At 50.9% G+C, this 20,649-nt stretch carries 14 protein-coding genes; 9 read left to right on the top strand and 5 right to left on the bottom strand.

From position 1 onward, the window contains the following. A partial coding sequence (locus tag BUE76_RS24585) for a CotH kinase family protein (RefSeq protein WP_076026754.1) occupies positions 1 to 5,028 on the bottom strand: 5,028 nt, incomplete at its 3' end. Positions 5,029 to 5,662: 634 nt separating this feature from the next. Between BUE76_RS24585 and BUE76_RS21625 the strand changes: the two genes are divergently transcribed. The 5 genes from BUE76_RS21625 to BUE76_RS21605 all read left to right on the top strand — a co-directional run bounded on the left by BUE76_RS21625 (position 5,663) and on the right by BUE76_RS21605 (position 10,792). Further along, positions 5,663 to 6,556 (top strand): M48 family metalloprotease, encoded by an 894-nt coding sequence (locus BUE76_RS21625; RefSeq protein ID WP_073042041.1) that lies wholly within the window; start codon positions 5,663 to 5,665, stop codon positions 6,554 to 6,556. A gap of 220 nt (positions 6,557 to 6,776) precedes the next feature. After that, the gene (locus tag BUE76_RS21620) at positions 6,777 to 7,631 is read left to right on the top strand and encodes an SDR family oxidoreductase (RefSeq protein WP_073042043.1); all 855 of its coding nucleotides are present in this window, start codon (positions 6,777 to 6,779) and stop codon (positions 7,629 to 7,631) included. Between the two features lie 42 nt (positions 7,632 to 7,673). After that, positions 7,674 to 8,588 (top strand): helix-turn-helix domain-containing protein, encoded by a 915-nt coding sequence (locus BUE76_RS21615; protein ID WP_073042045.1) that lies wholly within the window; start codon positions 7,674 to 7,676, stop codon positions 8,586 to 8,588. 507 nt (positions 8,589 to 9,095) lie between these two features. Further along, a complete protein-coding gene (locus BUE76_RS21610) occupies positions 9,096 to 10,424 on the top strand; it encodes a DEAD/DEAH box helicase (protein ID WP_073042047.1) in 1,329 nt (442 codons plus the stop codon). Between the two features lie 161 nt (positions 10,425 to 10,585). Beyond that, positions 10,586 to 10,792 carry a VF530 family protein gene (locus tag BUE76_RS21605; protein ID WP_073042049.1) on the top strand — a complete coding sequence of 69 codons (207 nt, stop codon included), beginning with the start codon at positions 10,586 to 10,588 and terminating at the stop codon, positions 10,790 to 10,792. Between the two features lie 246 nt (positions 10,793 to 11,038). Here BUE76_RS21605 and BUE76_RS21600 read toward each other — a convergent pair whose 3' ends face one another. Both BUE76_RS21600 and BUE76_RS21595 read right to left on the bottom strand, forming a co-directional pair. Beyond that, on the bottom strand, positions 11,039 to 11,998 hold the full coding sequence (locus BUE76_RS21600) for an NAD-dependent epimerase/dehydratase family protein (RefSeq protein ID WP_245798331.1): 960 nt from the start codon (positions 11,996 to 11,998) through the stop codon (positions 11,039 to 11,041). Between the two features lie 231 nt (positions 11,999 to 12,229). Next, positions 12,230 to 13,693: a serine hydrolase gene (locus tag BUE76_RS21595; RefSeq protein WP_216820697.1), complete on the bottom strand. Its 1,464-nt coding sequence runs from the start codon at positions 13,691 to 13,693 to the stop codon at positions 12,230 to 12,232. Positions 13,694 to 14,284: 591 nt separating this feature from the next. Here BUE76_RS21595 and BUE76_RS21590 point away from each other — a divergent pair. Both BUE76_RS21590 and BUE76_RS21585 read left to right on the top strand, forming a co-directional pair. Continuing rightward, entirely contained in the window at positions 14,285 to 15,133 is an 849-nt protein-coding gene (locus tag BUE76_RS21590; protein WP_073042053.1) for a DUF2306 domain-containing protein, read from the top strand. A gap of 384 nt (positions 15,134 to 15,517) precedes the next feature. After that, entirely contained in the window at positions 15,518 to 16,630 is a 1,113-nt protein-coding gene (locus BUE76_RS21585) for a BamA/TamA family outer membrane protein (RefSeq protein WP_245798332.1), read from the top strand. 2 nt (positions 16,631 to 16,632) lie between these two features. On the opposite strand, the gene BUE76_RS21580 is transcribed toward BUE76_RS21585, so the two are convergent. Together BUE76_RS21580 and BUE76_RS21575 are read right to left on the bottom strand one after the other, a co-directional pair. Beyond that, on the bottom strand, positions 16,633 to 17,505 hold the full coding sequence (locus BUE76_RS21580; protein WP_073042055.1) for a pirin family protein: 873 nt from the start codon (positions 17,503 to 17,505) through the stop codon (positions 16,633 to 16,635). Between the two features lie 106 nt (positions 17,506 to 17,611). Then, complete coding sequence (locus BUE76_RS21575) at positions 17,612 to 18,160, bottom strand: YceI family protein (RefSeq protein ID WP_073042057.1); 549 nt, start codon at positions 18,158 to 18,160, stop codon at positions 17,612 to 17,614. A gap of 119 nt (positions 18,161 to 18,279) precedes the next feature. Here BUE76_RS21575 and BUE76_RS21570 point away from each other — a divergent pair, with 119 nt between their 5' ends. Both BUE76_RS21570 and BUE76_RS21565 read left to right on the top strand, forming a co-directional pair. Next, on the top strand, positions 18,280 to 18,672 hold the full coding sequence (locus BUE76_RS21570; protein WP_073042059.1) for a winged helix-turn-helix transcriptional regulator: 393 nt from the start codon (positions 18,280 to 18,282) through the stop codon (positions 18,670 to 18,672). Positions 18,673 to 18,823: 151 nt separating this feature from the next. Then, positions 18,824 to 20,386, top strand: a complete 1,563-nt coding sequence (locus BUE76_RS21565; RefSeq protein WP_073042061.1) for a serine hydrolase domain-containing protein — start codon at positions 18,824 to 18,826, stop codon at positions 20,384 to 20,386. Positions 20,387 to 20,649: the final 263 nt, after the last annotated feature.

Here is a 20,649-nt window from a genome sequence, read left to right as displayed (position 1 = left end):
GTTCACACCATTAATGCTATACAGGAAAGGGGAGTTGCCACCTGTCCTGTTGATGGTGATTTTGCCATCGTTTGTACTGCATGCCGAAACAGATATGTTGCTTGTACTGACCACAATTGCTGCCGCTTTAGTGAGGCTTGTTGCTACTGAAGCAGTACAGCCTCTTGCATCCTTCACATAAGCCGTATAGTTGCCTGCCGCAAGGTTACTGAACACATTGGATGTGACGTAATCTACACCATTGAGGCTGTACTGGAATGGCGCGGTGCCTTCTGAAGTATTGATCGTTATGGAGCCGTCATCCTTGCAGTTTGAAGGATTTTCCTTACTTACGCTTGTAATAGTTAAGGGTGCATTCTTGGCAATTACAACAGGAGTTGAAGCAGTACAGCCATTGGCATCCCTCACATAAGCTGTGTATGTGCCTGAAGTAAGGTTGCTGAACACATTGGATGTGAAGTAATTCAAACCATTAAGGCTGTACTGGTAAGGAGCGGTGCCTTCTGAAATATTGATTGTTATGGAGCCGTCATCGTTGCAAGCCGATGCTGGCGTTGTGCTTGCTGTAACGTCAAGGGGAATTCTGGTAAGCACATCCGTTATTGAAGCAACGCAGCCATCTCTGTCCCTTACATAAACCGTATAGGTGCCTGCCGAAAGATCATAAAATGATTTGTCGCGGAAGAACACAGTGCCATCCAAGCTATACTCATAGGGCGAGCTGCCCCCCGAACCAATGATGGTTAGAATGCCGTCATCACTGCAGGCAGAAACTGGTGATTTTTTTAATGAAATTACAATGGGCGGAGTTTTTTCGAGGATTGTGGTAAGCGAATCAATACAGCCATGGGCATCTTTTATATAAGCTGTATATGTTCCTGCTGAAAGATTGTTGAATTTGCTTTCAGTAATATACTCGCCATTGTTTAAGCTATATTGAAAAGGTGAATAGCCTCCGGAATTAACGATCTCTATGCTGCCATCATTTCCGCACGATGTAGCTGAAGTCTTTATCAAATCTAAGATCTCAACGGATGAGGAAAGTTTTGAAAGCACGTCAGTAAACAAAGTAGTGCACCCGTTAGCATCCTTCACGTATGCAGTATAGGTTCCTGCAGCAAGATTGCCAAACACATTGGAAGTAACATAATTCACCCCATCCAAACTGTACTTGAATGGCGAGATGCCACCCGATGAGTTGATAGTTATGCTGCCGTTGTTGGCGCAGTTCGAAGGATCAACTTTAGTAATGCTTGTAATCACTAGTTCCGAAGCATTGGCAAGTATATCAGTTATTGAGGCAACACAATTATCCGCATCCATTACATAAGCTGTATAAGTTCCAGCTGCAAGGTTGCTAAACACATTTGATGTGACGTAATCTACACCATTGAGGCTATATACATAAGGAGCGGTGCCGCCTGTTACATTTATAGTGATTTCGCCCAGATTGCCGCCGCATGCCGAAGTAGATGTTTTATTCAGTGTAATGTTTAGTGCCGGAGTTACCATAAGTACATCACTCAGCGAAGCAATACAACCTTTTGCATCTTTCACGTACGTTGTGTAATTACCCGCTTCAAGGTTTGGAAATAAGTTGGACGTAGCGTAATCAACATTGTTTAAGCTGTAACTGAATGGTGCAACGCCACCTGATTGATTTATGGTGATATCGCCATCGTTTATACCACATGCAGACGGAGCGTTTTTGGTTAAACTAGCGATGCCTAAATTGCTGGAAGAAACAGTAATGAAAACTTTATTGCTTGTGAGGGTGGTGTTGTTAAATGTAAGCGTGCAAAAAATGACATCCCCATCTTGAAAACTGCTATCCACAAATGTACTTTGGTTTGTTCCCACATTGACGTCATTCTTTATCCATTGAAAGGTAGGAGATACACCTGCATTGGTTGTTTTCGCAGTAAACGTGATTTTGCTGTTTGAGCACACATTGTCTCTATCGCTTGAAACAGATACGGTCGGAAAATCCTGGCTGTTTAAGGCGACGCCGCTGATCGTCATGTTGTCGAAACGGTTGTTGCCACTTGTGCCGGCAGCATTATTACCAAAGAACTCAATTTTTATGGCAAACTTTGCATTGTTGGCTGTGTTTGCATCTGTTGAAAAGTCAAAGCTTTGCAATCCATAAGGAGCTGTGTCTGGTGATGGAACAACAATGCTATCCGCTTTCAATTTCCACTCAACATTGGCATTGGTAACATCATTGGTGTACAAAATCCGTTGGTATTCTGCACCGCTAGTGGTTCGGACAGTGGCATACTTCAGTATGATGTTTTTATACCCTGTGGTTGGCGTACTCATCAGCAGGTATCGTGTTGAAGCAGGGTTGCGCACCCGTAGGGAGTAACCAAGCGGCTGATTAAATTGCGCATTAACAGCGCTTCCCGTGGTCCGGTCCATATAACCTGCTCCGGTCCCCGGGTATGTTATCACGGACCTTCCCGTTAACGATGTATCCGCATCGGCAGCTGCTATAGTTGAGGTACTTGGTAAAGTATTAAAGTGCCAATAAGTAATCACCTTACCGCTTTCGGTTACCGACTTGCTTTGGAATATGGCCGTAAAGGATTTTGCTCTGTCCAGTGTGACTTTTAATGTGTCTTTTGTGCTCGTGGAGTCTCCGGCCCAACCCACGAAGCTGTACCCGGGTTTTGGTTTTGCCACCAACGTCACAGGCACCTCCTGATAGTAGGAGCCGGTCCACGGATAGGTATTTTGAGGTATGCCTGTAACAACAGGCGTTATATCAATGGTATTTACGGAAGTAAAACCCTGAGCAGTATCCGAAACATTGATGGTCAACTGTTGCTCCGTATTTAAGGAAAATTGGGAACGTATGTGCTGGCGTGCATAAGACGGGCGCTGATCTGCATATTTTATCATGTTGTTAACCAATGTATTCCATGATGTTGCGCTTGCAGGATTCCTCCATCTTTGTATATGTTCCACAATATGAGGAGAGAGGAGGTCGCGATAAGAATTAGTCACCCTATTAATATTTACAGGCAGGAAAGTAGTATTCAGCAGATCTGCATATCGGGTAATAAATTTATTTCTGAATTCTGTATTAGTTAGCAGTTTTCTAAGCATATCTGTTGCCCATGCAGATGGATTGCCATCTGTACTGGAGCCGGTTGCCCATGCAAGCATGTTATACCCAACCCATCCGGATGAGTACAGGCCAAATGTGTGATCCATATCGTTGAGTGCCCAACGGAAACGGCCATCTTGGCCAGGAGGGGCACCAGGCGTAAAGGGCACCCGTTTGCGATAACAGTAGGTATTGTTTGCAGGCCAATCCCTGTTGCCTAAGAATATTTCTGCAAGCTGATAATCGATAAAATTATCAATATCCATCATCGTCTGAACTTTTTGATAATTCTCTGTGACGGACAGATCATTTGCTGTGAAGAAACTACGGAGGTTGAGTATGGCGGTGCTGGTGCCATACTTAACTTCCGAACGGTTATAAATAAGATCGAGTGAATCCGGATCTATGCCCCAGATTTGCTTGAAGTGATTATCATCGTACCGTTGCCTGATGTTATAAAGTCCCCAAAATTCACCATTCACAAATGCAACAGCAGGCTGCTGGTGCTGTGTTCCAACGTTTAAATGTTTTACACAGGCTTGCGCCACCATATCCCGCATGTGGGCAGTTGGCATATCCTGACCTGCATTGCTAAGTACCAGGCGTTCATAGTTTGTATAGGGCAAATCAGTAAATATCTTGTAGTTCAAATCTGAAGCGCCATAACTTTTTCTAAAATAGATCCGCAAAGCTTTTTGGCCATACCGTCTGCTGTAACCTCCGTTGCCGGTTAAGCCCACGTTGGTCTGTAGCTGAAGCGTTGTAGCATTTGCAAGGAACAGTTCGAAACTCGCCGGAAATTCTGTTTCCTTCGTATTGTAGTTGGCAGGAGTGCCGCCATTAGGTGTAGCTGTAGGGTTGAGTGTCCTCCATTTTTCAAAATCGGCACCTGCGTTGTACATACCGCTATCCCAGCTAAATAGATAATTTTCCGGCAGCGTTATGGACAGCACAGGCAGGTTGTATTTGTTGGTTCCGCCGGGTGTAACAAAGTAAGTGGCTGTCGTAATCTCGCTGGGAATGTAGCCGTCTTTTGTGGCTACGGCACGCACAACAGTTCCCTTGTTTATAAGTGTGGCAGGAGCGTATGAATAAGTGTTCTCATAAGTGGCGGATTTAAGCGAAAGTTTGTTGGGATTGGCAGATGCATCTTTTACGTTTATAGGGTTTACATAGTTGAATGATTTAAAAGAGTCAAGTAAAAAAGGCCCTACAGGATCGGTAGGTTGTTGTTGGTATTTATTTTTATATCGGTACACGGTTCCATTGATATTGCCCGCATGAGGGAGGGATCCATCGGTTGTGTATACAATCTTTACGGCAGGATCGTCAGACGTAATGCTTAGTGAAAATGCGCTTCCGTAGAAACCAGCAGGTTGTGAAAAAACCGGAGGGTTTAGAATTCCTAAATAAACGGTTGCATTATTGTTGGTTGAACGGGGCGTAGGTGCAGCAAAAAAGCCAAAGGTTGTCGATCCGTCTTTGGTCCTGCCATACGATACGTCCGTTTTCTGTTCGTCAAGCGCTAAAGAGTCCACAAGCGTGTTGCCGTCGGGTGCAAAAAGATATAAGCGCTCTCCCGAGGATGAAATTTTAAAAGGCAGGTGCGTTTTGCCGCGGGTCGTGTCTTTGCTTGCCCAAAGTAGTATATACCCACGTGCAGGGATCTGCAAATTGCCCGACAATCGAAACAATTGTGGCTTGGTAATATCGTTTGTGACATAATATCCATTTAATGGCCTGGCATTGCTGGTTGGGTTATACAATTCAAGCCAGTCCTCAAATGAACCTGTACTATCGGCAATGGTGTTTCTGTTCGAACCCATTGCTTCGTTAATGTATATGCCGGTTTGAGCGTTTACTGTATAAAACTGGAAAAAACCCAAGATGGACAGTAGTAGGAAGGTGGTCCTCATTGCAATAGGTTTGGTTGTGCTCTGGTGTTTGATTCGCAGGGTTACTAAATAATAAAAATTATTATAATATGCAAGTGGAAGGGCAGGGCAAACGCATCTAAAACCCTGCAATGCTGCCAATGACACCAGATTAAGGCAATATAAAGCAATTGAAACATAGTACTTTATACTGATTGCCCATCCAAATCAGTAAAGAGTAGTACAATTGAAAGTAAGTCGGAAAACCAGGAAGATTGTTCCCTGCAAAAGCTCATTTTGTATCGCTTGTACGAACCTGCCAGTAGTAAATCAAGATGCCTTTGCCTTGAATGGAACGCATTAGCAATTGTTGCCGTTGTTGGTGCCAAGGTGCGGTATCGGTGCTTTGGCCCAACAACACGAGCTGGAGCGTGATTCCGCAGGTGAGTCACAAAACACCGGTTTGATCAAAAGCTGCAGATGAATACGGTACTGCTCGGGGCAATGCACAGCCTGTCTTTTCCGGGTGCCTTCCGCGGCCCACCGTGTAGATCATTAAGCTTTTCTTTCTGTTAGTTTCAAACCATTACCGGATCACTGGCGCAGCACCGGACCCTGGCTTATTTATTGAAAAGATGTCGGCACATACCGTCGTGGATCTGAAAACATCATTACCATGAAACCAGGCTTGCTCCTCCTTACCCTGTTCATCTCCTTCCTTGCCGGCGCCCAGCGCGTAAACCAGTGCGGCATCATCATTCCACCGGCTTCCACCCGTTCCAATTTCAGTTCGGTATACGAGGCGGAAGGCTATATCCGCAATATGCTTGAGCAAATCAACTGGCAGGAGAACTTCCAGCTGCGCGAGCAGAACGGTATCAACAACGCCTACGCTACCATCATCCGCAACCAGCGCTATATTGTGTACGACAACAACTTCCTGGAAAACCTCGATGCCTATGCCAGCACCCGCTGGGCATCCATATCGGTACTGGCACATGAGATGGGGCACCACTATCGCAACCACGTGGTAGACCAGCAGGGCAGCACGCCACCCAAGGAGCTGGAAGCTGATTATTTCTCGGGCTTTGTAATGGCAAAGCTGGGTGCCTCGCTCGCTGAAGCCCGCGCTGCCATGGAAAAGATCGCCTCTACCCGCGGCTCTGCTTCGCACCCCGCCCGCGCCGACCGGCTGGCTGCCATTGCCCAGGGCTGGAACGGCGCCAATGGCAACACCACCAATACACCGCCCCGCACCAATCTTCCCAACACCCAACCGCAAACACAGCCACAGGCACCACCCACCGGCAACGATGCATCCTGGATCTACCTCTCGCTGTATGGCAATAACAATATGACCGTCTACCTTTCCGACGACGGCCGCACCTATAACGAGGCCCCGATCAAAGTGGGTGAACCCTTTGTGTTCAAGTTTGAAGTGTATAACTATGGCTGGCTGCGCTTTGGCAACGATGCCCGTGCCCGCACCTACCGGCTACAGCACGGAAAGGACTATGCCATTGTGTGGAGCCGCCGCAGCAATAACTGGGCGGTGGTGGAAGTGCCGTAGGAGTGTACCAGTTATTGGATGCCGGCAGAAGACAAAAACAAAAGTGGCGGTTCCAGCGGAGGGATGCTGTTTTTGCCTGTTAACTTTTTGCACCCGGCACGTCCTCCAATACGCTCGTCCTCCAGCCAATGCATTGTTTGAATTTTGCAAGCATCCGTTTGAAGAGCGCAACAGCGGGGGCGCCTGCCGATACCATCTTTGTGCAACAAAATCAAACAACATGAATCAGCAAAAAGTATGGTTTGTTACCGGCGCTTCCAAGGGACTGGGCCTGGCTTTGGTGCAGAAATTATTGACCCAGGGCTACAAGGTGGCCGCTACCTCCCGCACGTTGGACAGCCTGAAAACCGCCGTTGGCACAGACAATAGCAACTTCCTGCCCCTGGCACTTGACCTGCTCAATGAAACAGATGTACAGCGGGCTATCCATTTAACTATCGATCATTTTGGTTCGCTTGATGTGGTGGTGAACAATGCCGGCTATGGCCTGGTAGGCGCCCTGGAGGAACTGAGCGATGTCGAAGCCCGCGCCAATTTTGACGTAAACGTGTTTGGTGCCCTCAATATCATCCGCCAGGCACTGCCGCAACTGCGGCGGCAAAGAAGCGGCCATATTTTCAACATTGCATCCATTGGTGGTTTCAATGGCGGCTTCCCCGGCTTTGGCATTTACTGCGCAACCAAGTTTGCGGTGCACGGCTTTAGCGAAGGACTCCTGCATGAGGCAGCACCTTTTGGCATCCACACCACGTTGGTAATGCCTGGTTATTTCCGCACCAATTTCCTGGAAGGCAGCTCGCTGCTTACACCCAAGCAGGAACTGCCGGAATACCAGAATGTGCGCGACGTGCAGCTCCAGCACCAGCAGCAAATAAATAACAACCAGCCCGGCGACCCCGACAAAGCCGCCGATGTGCTCATTGCAGTAGCCGGTATGAACACGCCGCCTTTCCACCTGTTCCTAGGCTCGGATGCGGTAAGCCTTGCCGAACAAAAAATGACAGCCGTGCAACAGGAAGTCAGCGATAACAGGCCCCTGATGACATCGACCAATTTCGAAATGGCGGAAGCCTGAGCATGCCGCAGCTTTGATGTCGCCTTGTTTTAATTTTACAAGATGAGCGAAACAGAAACACTCGAACTGTTTTACCAGCGCAAGTTAGACCAGGTGCCCGAAGGTCTGCGTAAAGACCTCGGGCACTTCAATGTATTCCGGCTCGAAGACTGCTACCTGCCCGATGCCCAACCGGTGGTGTACAGCCGCCGTGATTTTTACAAGATCGCCCTGATGCGCGGCCGCCATGCCTACCACTACGCCGACAAAAGCATCGAGGTGGACGGCAGCACCCTCCTGTTCTTCAATCCGCAGGTGCCCTACACCTTCGAGCCGCTCACCGAAAACCCCTCGGGCTATTTTTGCATATTCAAGGAGGCCTTCTTCAGCGAGCACATGCGGGGCAGCCTGCGCTCCCTGCCCATGTATGCACCGGGCGGCAAGCCTGCCTATATGCTCGACGCGGTTGGCGATGCGGCGGTGAGCGCCATCTTTCAAAAAATGCTCACCGAAATGGGCGGCGACTACACCTTTAAATTTGACCTGATCCGCAACTACCTGATGGAAATGCACCACAGCGCCCTGAAGTTGCAACCCTCCGAAACCCTCTACCAGCATGCCGATGGCAATGCCCGCATTGCGGCCCTGTTTGCCGAACTGCTGGAGCGGCAGTTTCCCATTGAAACGCCGGCGCAACAGCTCTCCCTGCGCAGTGCCCGCGACTATGCCGAAAAGCTGCACGTACATACCAACCACCTCAACCGGGCCGTCAAGACTGTTACCGGCAAAACCACTACCGAGCAGATCGCCGAGCGGCTGACGGCTGAAGCCATGGCCCTGCTCAAACACACCGACTGGAACATTGCTGAAATAAGCTATTGCCTGGGCTTTGAAGAGCCGGCCCATTTCAGCAATTTCTTCCGTAAGCATGCACAGGTAACGCCTGTGGCCTGGCGGGGTGGGGTAAGCATGGGATAAATGGCGTTTGCCTTTCGCCTTGGTATCCTCCTTTCGTTTTAAGGTAATGCGTAGGGGTATCGGGTTTGTCCTTCCATTCGTGGCGCTGCGCCGGCATCATCACTGCCTCCGGGGCATACAACATCAGGAGGAGCTGCCGACATGCGACGGGATGACAGCAGCTGAGTAGTGTGCCATGCCGGGCTCGTCTCGGCATCCCCTTCATCCTTAAGCCACCAGCATCAACCTGTATTTCCCCCTGCTGTCCACCCAAGGTCTTTGCTGCAGGCCATGTGGGAGGGCCCTTTGGCGAGACCCCGGGTGTTGGCGCTCACCTAATTCTTCCAGCATCCCGCCTCCCGATCCCCTGTAAGCAGCACGCTTGCTGTCCTGCCGGCGGCTTCGCCGGAAAGTCTTGTGCAAAGGGCGAGCCCCCGGTGCCATACCCATACTCATATTCCCTTAGCCGCCACAAGCAGCACGCTTTCCCATCTTACTTGGTGCTACCTTCGTGCAATAGTTATACAGATGCGATTTGAGGATTTCAAGATAGAGAAGCGGTTATTGAACGCCCTGACCGACCTGGGTTATACCACCCCAACCACCATTCAGGAAAAGGTATTTTCGGTGGTGATGAGTGGCGCCGACGTATGCGGTATTGCACAGACCGGGACGGGTAAAACCCTGGCCTACCTGCTGCCGCTGCTCAACCAGTGGAAGTATACCAAGGTAAAGGAGCCGCAGATACTGGTGATGGTGCCTACCCGCGAACTGGTGGCCCAAGTGGTGGACACGGTAAAAGCACTCACGGCGCAACTGGGCGTAACCGTGATGGGCGTGTATGGCGGCGTCAACATCAATACCCAGCGCCTGGAGCTGGAGCCCGGTTGCGATGTGCTGGTGGCCACGCCCGGCCGCCTCTACGACCTGGCGGTTACCAATGCCTTCAAAGTCAAATCCATCAAGAAGCTGGTGATTGATGAAGTGGATGAAATGCTGGCACTGGGCTTCCGGCCGCAGCTGCAGAACATCATGGACCTGCTGCCTAAACGCCGGCAAAACCTCCTGTTCTCGGCAACCCTGACGGAAGAGGTGGCGGTGCTGCTGGAAGACTATTTCGACAACCCCGTACGGGTGGAAGCGGCCCCCGCCGGCACGCCCATCAAACAGGTAGAGCAAAGGGCTTATGCCGTTCCTAACTTCTATACCAAGGTGAACCTTTTGAAGCTCTTGCTGAACGAGGACCCTACCCTTACCAAGGTGCTGGTATTTGCCGCCACCCGTAAGCTGGCCGATGCCCTGTACGAAGAACTGGAAGCCGACTTTGCCGACACCCTGGGCGTGATCCATTCCAACAAGGCGCAGAACGACCGCTTCAGAACCGTGGAGGCTTTCAAGGATGGCACCTGCCGCCTGCTGATCGCCACCGACATCGTTGCCCGTGGCATCGACATTGCCGGGGTGAGCCATGTCATCAACTTCGACCTGCCAGAAAGTCCCGAGCACTATATCCACCGCATCGGCCGCACCGGCCGAGCCGATCATACCGGCCATGCCCTTTCTTTTGTTACCGAAAAGGAAGGGACCATGAAGGAGGAAATAGAAGCCTCCATGCAACAGGAAATACCTATGCTGGACCTGCCTGCGCACCTTCAGATTTCCAGCCGCCTTACCGACGATGAACTGCCCCAAGTGTACGAAAAACGCATCCCCCTTGCTGCGCCCAAAAAAGAGGAGCGGGGCCCTGCCTTTCACGCCAAATCGGCCAAGAACAGCAAGGTGAATGTGCGCTACAGCCACCAAGATGCGATGCAAAAGAAGTACGGCAAACCAAAGAAAAGAAGCGGTAAAAAATAGGATCAGGTGATTGCGAATGGTGGGTAACAATAGACAAGGGACGATGGACGACGGACCACTGACAACGGACGACGGGTAACTGTTGGGTAAGTCGTCTGTCGTCGTCCGTCTTCCGTCGTCAAAACAATAGGCTTCATTTTTAAACAACCGTATTCAACTCCATGACTTCGAACGATCCGTTGCACGGCAAAACCCTGGAGGCCATCCTCAACCACCTCGTCGCTCATTTTGGGTGGGAGGAACTGGGCAGGCGCATCCGAATCAACTGCTTTACCAAAGACCCGAGCATCAAGTCTAGCCTTACCTTTTTGCGCAAAACGCCCTGGGCGAGGAAGAAGGTTGAGGAGTTGTATGTTAGGAGTTTGTAAGGGATCAGATTTTTGGGTAGTGCTACAAGCATTATTAACCAACACGCAGGGGTTTTTCATTTTGTTTGTTCCTTGTTACAAGGGCTTTGCAATTAGAAAAAAACAGCTTGAAAGAGTTATACGGGATAGGAACACGGATGAAACGGATGGAACAGATCATCCGTTTTTATCCATTCCATCCGTACTATCCGTGTTCCCATTTTTTGCTATCAGCAAATACTAACAACTTGAAACGGGTATTAGCCATCAGTCCGCTTGTACATATTTCCGCCAGTCGTGTTGCTCTTTGAACCCCAAAACCTCCCGGATTTTACGATTTGAAAACAGGGCTTCATGTTCCTCCAACGCACGGGTAATGGGTACACCAGGAAAAAACTGTTCCGCCAATTCCTTGCTGGGTATGATCGCACCGTTGTGATCATTTCCCGCGTTGAAAACCTGATAACCAAGGCCATCTTTTTGCAAACATAAATCTACAATTTGGCCCAGGTCACGTGCATCAATATAGCAGAACGCATTCCTGCGGCGTACTTCAGGGTTTTTGAAGTAATTCGGGAACAGTTCGGCATATTCGTGCGGCTCGATCACATTACCAATCCGAAGGGCATAAATGTCAAAGCCTGACCGGCGCTGGAAGCTGCGGGCTGTTTGTTCATTCACCACCTTTGATAATCCATAGCTATCCATTGGATCAACATCATAATCCTCCTCCAGGGGCAAGGCCTTGGGATCCGTTTTGCCATCTGAAAAACAGATGCCGTAGGTGGTTTCTGACGAAGCAATAATGATCTTTTTGATGCCAAGCTTAACAGCTGCTTCAATCACGTTGTAGGTACCAATCGTGTTAACCCTGAACGTTTCATTATCAGGTCTGATCAGGATCCTGGGCACCGCAGCGAAATGAACTACAGCATCGAATCGGGGTATACCGTTACCCCCTTCCAACTCATCTAACCCGGCATATGAACTCATGGCATTGAACATCTGCCCGGAATCAGTTATATCAGCGATCAGGTTATCCACGCCTGGGTAGTTCAAAGGCGCCAGGTCTACATTCATCACCCTATGCCCCTGGCCGAGCAGGTAAGATATCACGTGCTTGCCTGCTTTTCCTGATCCGCCCGTAAACAATATTCTCATTTTAGCCATGCATCCAAATTTTATAATGATTCCATTTTGCCCGCTGTGAAGGTGTGCGCTGCACATTTCATATCGGGTTTATTGGTAATAGTTACAAATGTAGGAGAATGGAAAATGGCTACCGTTGCAGGTACAACCTGCACGGGTCTTATGCTTACTCAGAGAGGTTGCTGAATAACCTGTTGCACCATTTAGGAACAGTTGGAACCTTCGCAGATGGCCTTGAGTAAGCCTTGTGCCGATACCAGGCAAACTGCAGGGTTGGTCAAATGCCTACTAACAGTTTTAAGCCAAGCTTTATTTAGTTGTTTTCAGTGTTCTTACCTGCTGTTCTGCATGCTTGTTCTGCGGGTTCAGCTTCAGCGACTGCTCATAATTTTTGATGGCCAGTTCCCTGTTGCCCAGCTCCGCATACACTTCGCCCAGGCTGTCGAAGGCATTGGCACTTTTGGGGTACAGGTGCACATTCAACCGGAATAATTCCAATGCATCTGCCACCCGTTTTTGCCCCAACAGTTGGTAGCCCCAGCCATTCAGTTCCGCTTCGGTCGGGTTAAAATCCTTATTTGTTTGCTGCAAACGGCTTGCTGCCGGTATTGCCTTTTTATACCCTTCTTTGTCCAAAGCAAGCTTCAGTGCCTTGAGGGATGCCGAAAGCCCGAAGCCGTTCGCTTCCTTCATGCCGGGGATAAAGAAACCTGCCAGTTCATCGATAAAGGATTCCGGCGAGCCGCCCATCAGGTTGGTCAGCACAATGATGGCGAGATCGTCTTTGGGATAAATGATCACTGCCGATCGGCCACCACCTACCGCAGCGGCTGCGGGGTGTTCGCTTCGGGTCATCACCGGCCAGCCGGCGGCATACCCGTTGAGTTGCTTGCTAAAGCCCCCGGTTTTACCCGTATTCAATAGGGCCGGCTTCCAGAGCGAGTCCAGGCTTGCTTGCCGGGTAAACAGCTGCCCTTTTTGCAGGGCCATCACCCAGGCTGCCAGCTCCTCCGCCGTGGCACTCATGCCGGCAGCCGTTTGCAGGGCAGCAGGAAAGGCAAAGAACATATTGGACAACACACCCCGGCGGTAGGTATAACCCTGGGCGGCATGGGGGATCACCGCCATTGTGGCGCCGAAACCCGCCCGTACCGTATACGGCATCCCTACTTTTTCCAGTTGTTCTTTTGTAATGAACGCCTGGAAAGACATCCCGCTGAGGGTATCGATAATCCGGCCAAGGAGCAGGTAGTTGGTTTGGTTGTACCGGAATTGCGCACCGGGTACAAAATCCATGGGCATGGTCCGCACTTTTTGCCAGGAGGCTTCAAGGCTGGGTGCGATCAGCACTGCTTCCTCTTCGTCTACAATGTCAGGGATGCCGGAGGTGTGCGACAGGAGCTGTTGCACCGTTACCGAACGCCATGCTTCCGGCAGACTATCCAGGTAAGTACTTATGGGGGCAGACAAATGGAGTTTGCCTTGTTCTGCCAGCTGGAGGATGGCCACGCCTACAAAGGCCTTGGTGATGGAATTGATGGTAAAGACGGTCTTGTCACTGACAGCAATAGAGTCCTGCACATTGGCCAGGCCATAATTTCCCTTCTTCACCAGTTGGCCGTTGCGGACGATCGCCAGTTGCAGACCCGGTATCCTGCGTTGCTGCATCCTTTCCTGCACAAAAACATCGATGCTGTCTGCCTGGCCCAAAGCACAATAACACAGCGACAGGCACATTAACCCTGCAACAAGCTTTCTTTTAAAATCCATCATGGTGTTCGTATTGGCGGCAAAGAAAACCGTTTAGCACTTCAGCTCAACTATTTGAAGGTTCATTTTGATGAACGGTAGCAGGGTGGCCTTGCTTGTGCTTGTTGCCATTTGCCCTGTAAGGCCGGACTTGTTTTGGCAGCTGCTACTGCGCCCAAGTAATTGAAGCCAGAAGGGGATGCCTACATACGTCGGCATGACCGTTTCTTAGGGTATTGTCATCCCGAACTTGTTTCGGGATCCTCTCCTTACCCCGGGAGGCTGTGTACAGGGGGGATGCTGAAACAAGTTCAGCATGACAGCATCTAAGGTCAATGTCATGCCGGCGTATGTTGGCAGCTCCTGCAATCTTCGGAGTACCTGTGTATGGAAGGGGATGCCGAAACAAGTTCGGCATGACAGTCGCTAAAGGTTCGGGCATCACAACGTCGCAGAATCCCCTGGTGTTTTCGGGTTCACCCGGGATCTTCGCAGGTAGCACTGTGCGCAGGCACTGTTCCGGGAAATAGGGGAGAACAGCCAGCACTTGCACCCTTTCCTTTTCAGCCGTACATTTCCGTACCCACGTATTGCTCACCCTTACAACCAGGCTGCATGGAAACCCTCCAACCAACTACTGCTCCCCAAAAGATCAAAAAGGCAACAAAGGGCACGGCCCTGCTCCGGTGGACCAGCTTATTGCTGGTGGCTACCGTATGGCTCAGCGCAGGACTGTTCGGGCTCTATATCCTGGCCTTTTATGCCACGGCCCTCTTCAACGGCAAGCTCGAACAATGGAACGGCGTGCTTCCCGGTTTGTACACACCCGGCTCCTCCTCAACTGCGGGCATCGGGCTGCATTTTGCTACCGGCGGCATCATCCTGGTACTGGGCAGCATCCAGCTGATGGAAGCGGTGCGGGTGCGGTATTCGGGCTTTCACCGTTGGGTGGGAAGGGTATACGTGTTGTGCTCCCTGCTGGCCGCCATCGGCGGCCTGGTATTCATCATGATCAGGGGCACCATCGGCGGTACCGTTATGAACATTGGCTTTGGCTTGTACGGCATCCTGATGCTGGTATGCAGCATCCAAACCATCCGCCATGCACGGGCGGGCCGTATATCCCAACACCGCGCCTGGGCCCTGCGCCTCTATGCTTTGGCCATCGGTTCCTGGCTGTATCGGATGGATTATGGCTTCTGGTTCATGCTCACCCATGCTGCGGGCCATACGGACGATTTCAGCGGCCCTTTCGACCAGGTGATGGCTTTTTTCTTTTACCTGCCCAACCTGCTGGTGGCAGAGATCTTTATCCGGTCGGGCGAACGCCGGCTTTCCACTGCATGGAACATCGGGTCTTCCGTGGTACTCCTGCTGATAACCCTTTTCCTGCTTACAGGTACTTATTATTTCACCAAATTCTATTGGGCCCCGGCCATCCTGGACTGGTTCTCGGTTGCCTGAATAAAAAGGAGGAATCCTTTTGATTGCATAGGCTGTACACCGCTAATTTCAGGTGCTGGTTCTCCCGATGTTGTCGCGGTTGCTGAACTAACCACCTTCATACTTTCGGGTTGCCGGTGACAAGAAACGCAACCATGCCAGGTGTATGCCCATGCACCTTTCATCGCTGCACACCAACAAGGGCTACCCTCGAAGACCCCGGGCAGACAGAAGATGGATAAGCGGTGCAATTGTTTTCTTAATGCGCACAGCCGCACTTCGCCTACGCTTTAGCTTTGCTCCAGATTAGCATTACCTTTCATGCCGCAGCAATTCTTTATGAAAAACAGCGAAGGCGGTCACCCTTTCCATAAACAGACTTTACTACCGGGTTTTATGTCCTGTATGTTTTTGTTAGCTTTATGTTTTCTGCCCAACCTACTTGCTGCACAGCGGTTGGGTTTTGTAAAACGGTATGTTAATAAAATCATCAACGATACCACGGACATCAGGGAACCACAGTTTCTGGCTTACCCTACTTTGGCCTTTGCCCCCGAAACAAGCTGGGAGATTGGGTTGAGCTCGCTTTTTGTGTACTACGCAAAAAGGGACACCACCAACCGCTTAAGCGAAATCAATGGCTTCACCTTTTACACCCTTCGCCGGCAATACGGAGCCTTCTTCGACCATGCGTTGTACACCCACCAAAACCGGTATGCATTCCTGGGGCGGATCAGGTACCAGAATTTTCCCCTGCTATATTTTGGTATTGGCCCCAATACGCCTGCGGAGTTCGAGGCGCGTGTAGATGCCCGGCTGCTGAACATCAAGGAGCGGGCATTGAAAAGAATTGGCAAAAACATCTTTACCGGTGTAGAAGTAGATTTTCAACGATTGTCAAGCGTTGCATTTGTGCCGCATGGCCAAGCTTCTGTTACCAGGCCATTGGGCCACGAAGGCTCTGCTAACCTTGGGTTGGGTGCGGGCATACTATACGATGACCGCCATAATGTGCTGAACGTTCGCAAGGGGGCATTTGCCGAACTGGCCTTGCTGCATTACAACCGGGCCTGGGGCAGCGATTTCGGGTTCACCACCATCCTCTCCGATAACCGGTGGTACAAATCGCTCAACAGCCGCAACGTACTGGCTTTGCAGGCCTTTGGCCAGTTTAGCATCGGGCAGCCACCCTTCAACCAGCTGGCCCTGCTGGGCGGCGAAAGCCTGATGCGCGGCTACTATACCGGGCGCTTCCGCGACAGGAACCAACTGGCAGCCCAGGCGGAGTTCCGGATGCTGCCTTTTAGTTTTGCCAAACGTTGGGGCGCTGCTGTTTTTGGCGGCACGGGTACCGTTTTCAACCGGTTCGGCAACCTTTCCCTGCGGAACTTTGTAGTGGCCGGCGGTGCGGGTTTGCGTTTCCTGCTTTTTCCAAAAAAAGACATTTATACCCGGCTGGATTTTGCACTGACCAGGGAAGGCTCTGGGCTGTACATTTTTATAGGCGAGGCATTCTGAGTTTACAGGTACAGGAGCTGGCTTTCATCAACCGTTGCAATGTGTTGCATATGGCCCCTCCTGTAATCCTGGTACAGCCGTTGGATGTCTTCTGCCGTATCGGCAATAAAGGGTCCATGCGCAACAATGGGGTCGCCGGTAGGCTTACCTGCGTACAACACCAACCGGATCCCTGCATCGCCTGCTATCAGGTCCAGTTCACTTTGCCCGCTATTTTCCTGCAGGTCGAGCCAGCCCACCTGGTCTTTGGACAGCAGTTGTTCATCTGCGCCCACCTGTGCACTGCCTTCAATCACGTACAGGAAAGTGTTGTAGTTGGCCGGCAGGTTTAGCACTGTTGCTTTGTTGGGGTCAACGGTGATATCCGCCACCAGCAGCGGCGTATGGTTTTGTACCGGCGAGGCCAGGTTGGCCCAGGTGCCGCTGTACAACCTGATGGTAGTACCGTCCTGCGACTTTGTGGGCACATGCGCCAGGGGCAGGTTTTGCAGCCTCGGTGTTGCCCACCGGTTTGCCTTCGGGAGGGCCAGCCACAACTGCAGGAGGCGCATCCTGGTCTTTTGTTCGATCGTTTCGGTATGCACAATGCCGCTGCCGGCGGTCATGATCTCGAAGTCGCCGGCCCGCAGCTTGTGGTCCGCGCCGCCGATCTCGCCTTCCAGCACCAGCGATACGGTTTCAAAACCTGCATGCGGGTGGGGCCCGCCCACAGGCTGATCGTCCTTTTTATCCAGCCAGTCGTCCATAAGGAAAATAAAGGGATCGGTTTGGGCAAAGCCACCAGACACCACCGGCCTGGCCATATGTCCCGCACCCAGGAAACCCGGTTGTGCCGGCGGCGTATAGGTGCGGGTAAGTTTTCGTTTGTTGTTCATAACCTATTTTTTTAAGGCAAAAGGCAAAATCCTAAAGTCAAAATGTATTCACTGTAGCGGTATCCCTTTTGACTTTTGCCTTTTGATTTTTGACTTTTTACTTATTCTATGCAGCGACGCTTACGGCCTCTTTTACCATTTGTATGTCGGCGCTGATCTTTACCTCTTCGCCAAGGGCCACGCCGCCGGTTTCCAGTACCGCGTTGTAGCTCAGGCCCCATTCCTTGCGGTTGATTTTGCCGTTTACCGTAAAGCCGGCCCTTTCGTTACCCCAGGGATCATTGGTTACGCCGTTGTAATCAACGGTAAGCTTCACTGGCCCGGTGACGCCTTTCAGCGTCAGCTCGCCAAAGAGGTGGAAGGTTTCGTTGTCTACTTTCTCCACGCGGGTGGAAAGGAACTGCAGTTCGGGGTAGGTGTCGGCCTCGAAGAAGTCCGAATTGCGCAGGTGTGCGTCGCGCTGGTCGTTGTTGGTGGAAATGGAGGCCACCTGCGCGGTGAGCTGGATCTGGGCCTTAGCCAAGTCGGTGTCTTCGGTTTCCATTTGGGCGGAGAAGCTTTTGAAGGTGCCGGAAACATTGCTGATCATCAGGTGTTTCACTTTAAAACCCAGCTCGCTGTGGGTAGGGTCGAGGAGCCATTTTGTTGTTGCCATGATTGCTGTTTTATGTTTTTTCGTTCAACAGCACAAACCTACCTACCTTTACTTACAATAAGTAACCACTATACAAAAGGTTAGTAGTTACCTTTGGGTAAGCACTAAAACAGTACACTATGGCAGTTCCAGAATCAATGCGTGCGATCCATACACCGGAGCAATGCAAGGCACACCTGATGTTCATTGGCGATGCGCTCTACGCAATTGGCGGTAAATGGAAATTGCGGATCATCGTTGCCCTGCTGTCGGGCAACAAGCGCTTCAACGAACTACAGCGGCTGATTGGGGGCATTTCCGCAAAAGTGCTTTCCGCCGAACTGAAGGAGCTGGAAGGGAACGGCTTTATCCGCCGCCAGGTATTTACGGGTACACCCGTAACCGTAGACTATGAGCTAACCGAATATGCCGGCACCCTCACCGAGGTGCTGGAATCGCTGGGCAGGTGGGGCGAAATGCACCGGCAAAATGTAAAGCAAAGCATGAAGGAACAAAAAGGAGTGGCAGTATAGCAGGATTGATGTGCACACGGGGGGCGCCACAAAACCTATGTACCATGCTTGCTGCGAAGATCCCGGGCGGGCAGGAAATGTGCTAACAGTTTAGTGCAAAGGGGATATATTGGGCTGGTCAATGCTATTTCCTTTCCCATCAACAAGCCATATGATGTTTACCAAAATAAAATCCATGCAGGTAGTGCTGCTCCTGCTGTTGCTTCAAGTAGGGGTAAGTGCACAAAAGGTCAGCTCACTTCCCCGGAGCACCCCGGAAGCAGAAGGCGTATCTGCCAAAGCGATCAGCACCTTTTTGGACTCCATTGCCAACAGCAAACACGAGTTGCACAGTTTTATGCTGGTGCGGCATGGAAAAGTAATCGCGGAAGGTTGGTGGAACCCCTATCGCCCCGACCTGAAGCATACAATGTATTCCTTGAGCAAAAGTTTTACAGCCACTGCAGTCGGCTTTGCCAAAGCGGAAGGCAAGCTCCGGTTAAGCGATAAGGTTGTTTCTTTTTTCCCGGGCCAGTTGCCGGATACGATCAGTGAACATTTACAGCAACTCACCGTGAAGGACCTGCTGACAATGTCGGTAGGACAGGAGCCGGACCCAACAGGTATTGTCGTACAGGACAGCAACTGGGTAAAACGGTTTTTAAGTATTCCCATCAAACACAAGCCGGGCAGTGTTTTCCTGTACAATTCGATGGCTACCTATATGCTATCCGCCATTGTACAAAAGACCACCGGCCAGAAGGTGATCGACTACCTGCAGCCAAGGCTGTTTGAACCTTTGGGTATTACGGGTATTGATTGGGAAACCGATGGGAAAGGCATCAACACGGGTGGCTGGGGCTTGCGCCTGAAAACTGAGGACATTGCCAAGTTTGCACAGTTGTTTTTGCAAAAGGGCACCTGGCAGGGCAGGCAGTTGTTGCCGGCAGGCTGGGCGGAAGAAGCCAGCACTGCACACATCATCCAACACCCCGACTACCCCCAGGAGAGGCGAGCAGCCAGCGATTGGGAGCAGGGATATGGCTACCAGATGTGGCGCAGCCGCAATGGTGCCTACCGCGGCGATGGTGCCTTTGGGCAATATGCCCTGGTGATGCCCGAGCAGGATGCAATCATTGCCATTACCTCGGAATCACCGGACCTGCAGGGCGAACTGAACCTGGTATGGAAGGTGCTGCTGCCGGCCATGCAGCCCGGTAAACTGCCGGCAGATACCAAAGCCGACAGGGAATTAAACCAAAAGCTGGCCTCCCTGAAACTGGCGCCCGCACCGAAGTCGCAGGTTGCAAGCGACAGTTCGGCAATAGCGGGAAAGCAATACCGGATAGCGCCCAATAGTATGGGCATCCGTACCCTTGCTTTTAGTAGAAAAGGCGATCAATACAGGGTTCAGATCAGGAAGGATACGGCTACTTATGCCTTTGATTTTGGTTCTGGGAACTGGGCCTTCGGAACAACCACCCTGCGCGGCCCTTACCTGGTAAGCGGCGCACAGAATCATCTCACCGGCTTGCCCCCCTTCCAGGTTGCAGGGGCCTATAGCTGGCAGGATGCGGCGACCCTGCAGCTAACACTCCGTTACCTCGAAAGCCCACATACACAACAGATGATTTGCCATTTTGATGGCGATCGCATCCGGGTGGAAGTGAAGCAAAGTTTTGCGTATGATGCGCCGGGTGCGGCAGCTATTCTTAATGGTGCAGTGGTCAAATGATGTTTATGGTATGCCTGGGGTCTTCACGGGTTGCTTTGTGCATTAGGATTTGTGGTGAGACCCCGGGGTGAAGCTGGGTAGTTGATTTTATATTTTGGGAATAGGTTTTTGTAGCCGGCTGTGGTACTACTATGGGGCGTCTGTGGCAATCGCTGATTTGTTATGCTTTGCTCCTCCGGTGGAAGAGCAAAGCATAATCACACTTGTACTTTCAGGAATATTATTGGGCTGATTGTAGTCCGGTCTGAAGTCCTCTTGTTTCG

The organism is Cnuella takakiae, from assembly GCF_001953305.1.
Classification (GTDB): Bacteria; Bacteroidota; Bacteroidia; order Chitinophagales; family Chitinophagaceae; genus Flavisolibacter; species Flavisolibacter takakiae.
The sequence above is the reverse complement of the archived record's forward strand: the minus strand, read 5'-3'. Positions and strand labels throughout refer to the sequence as shown.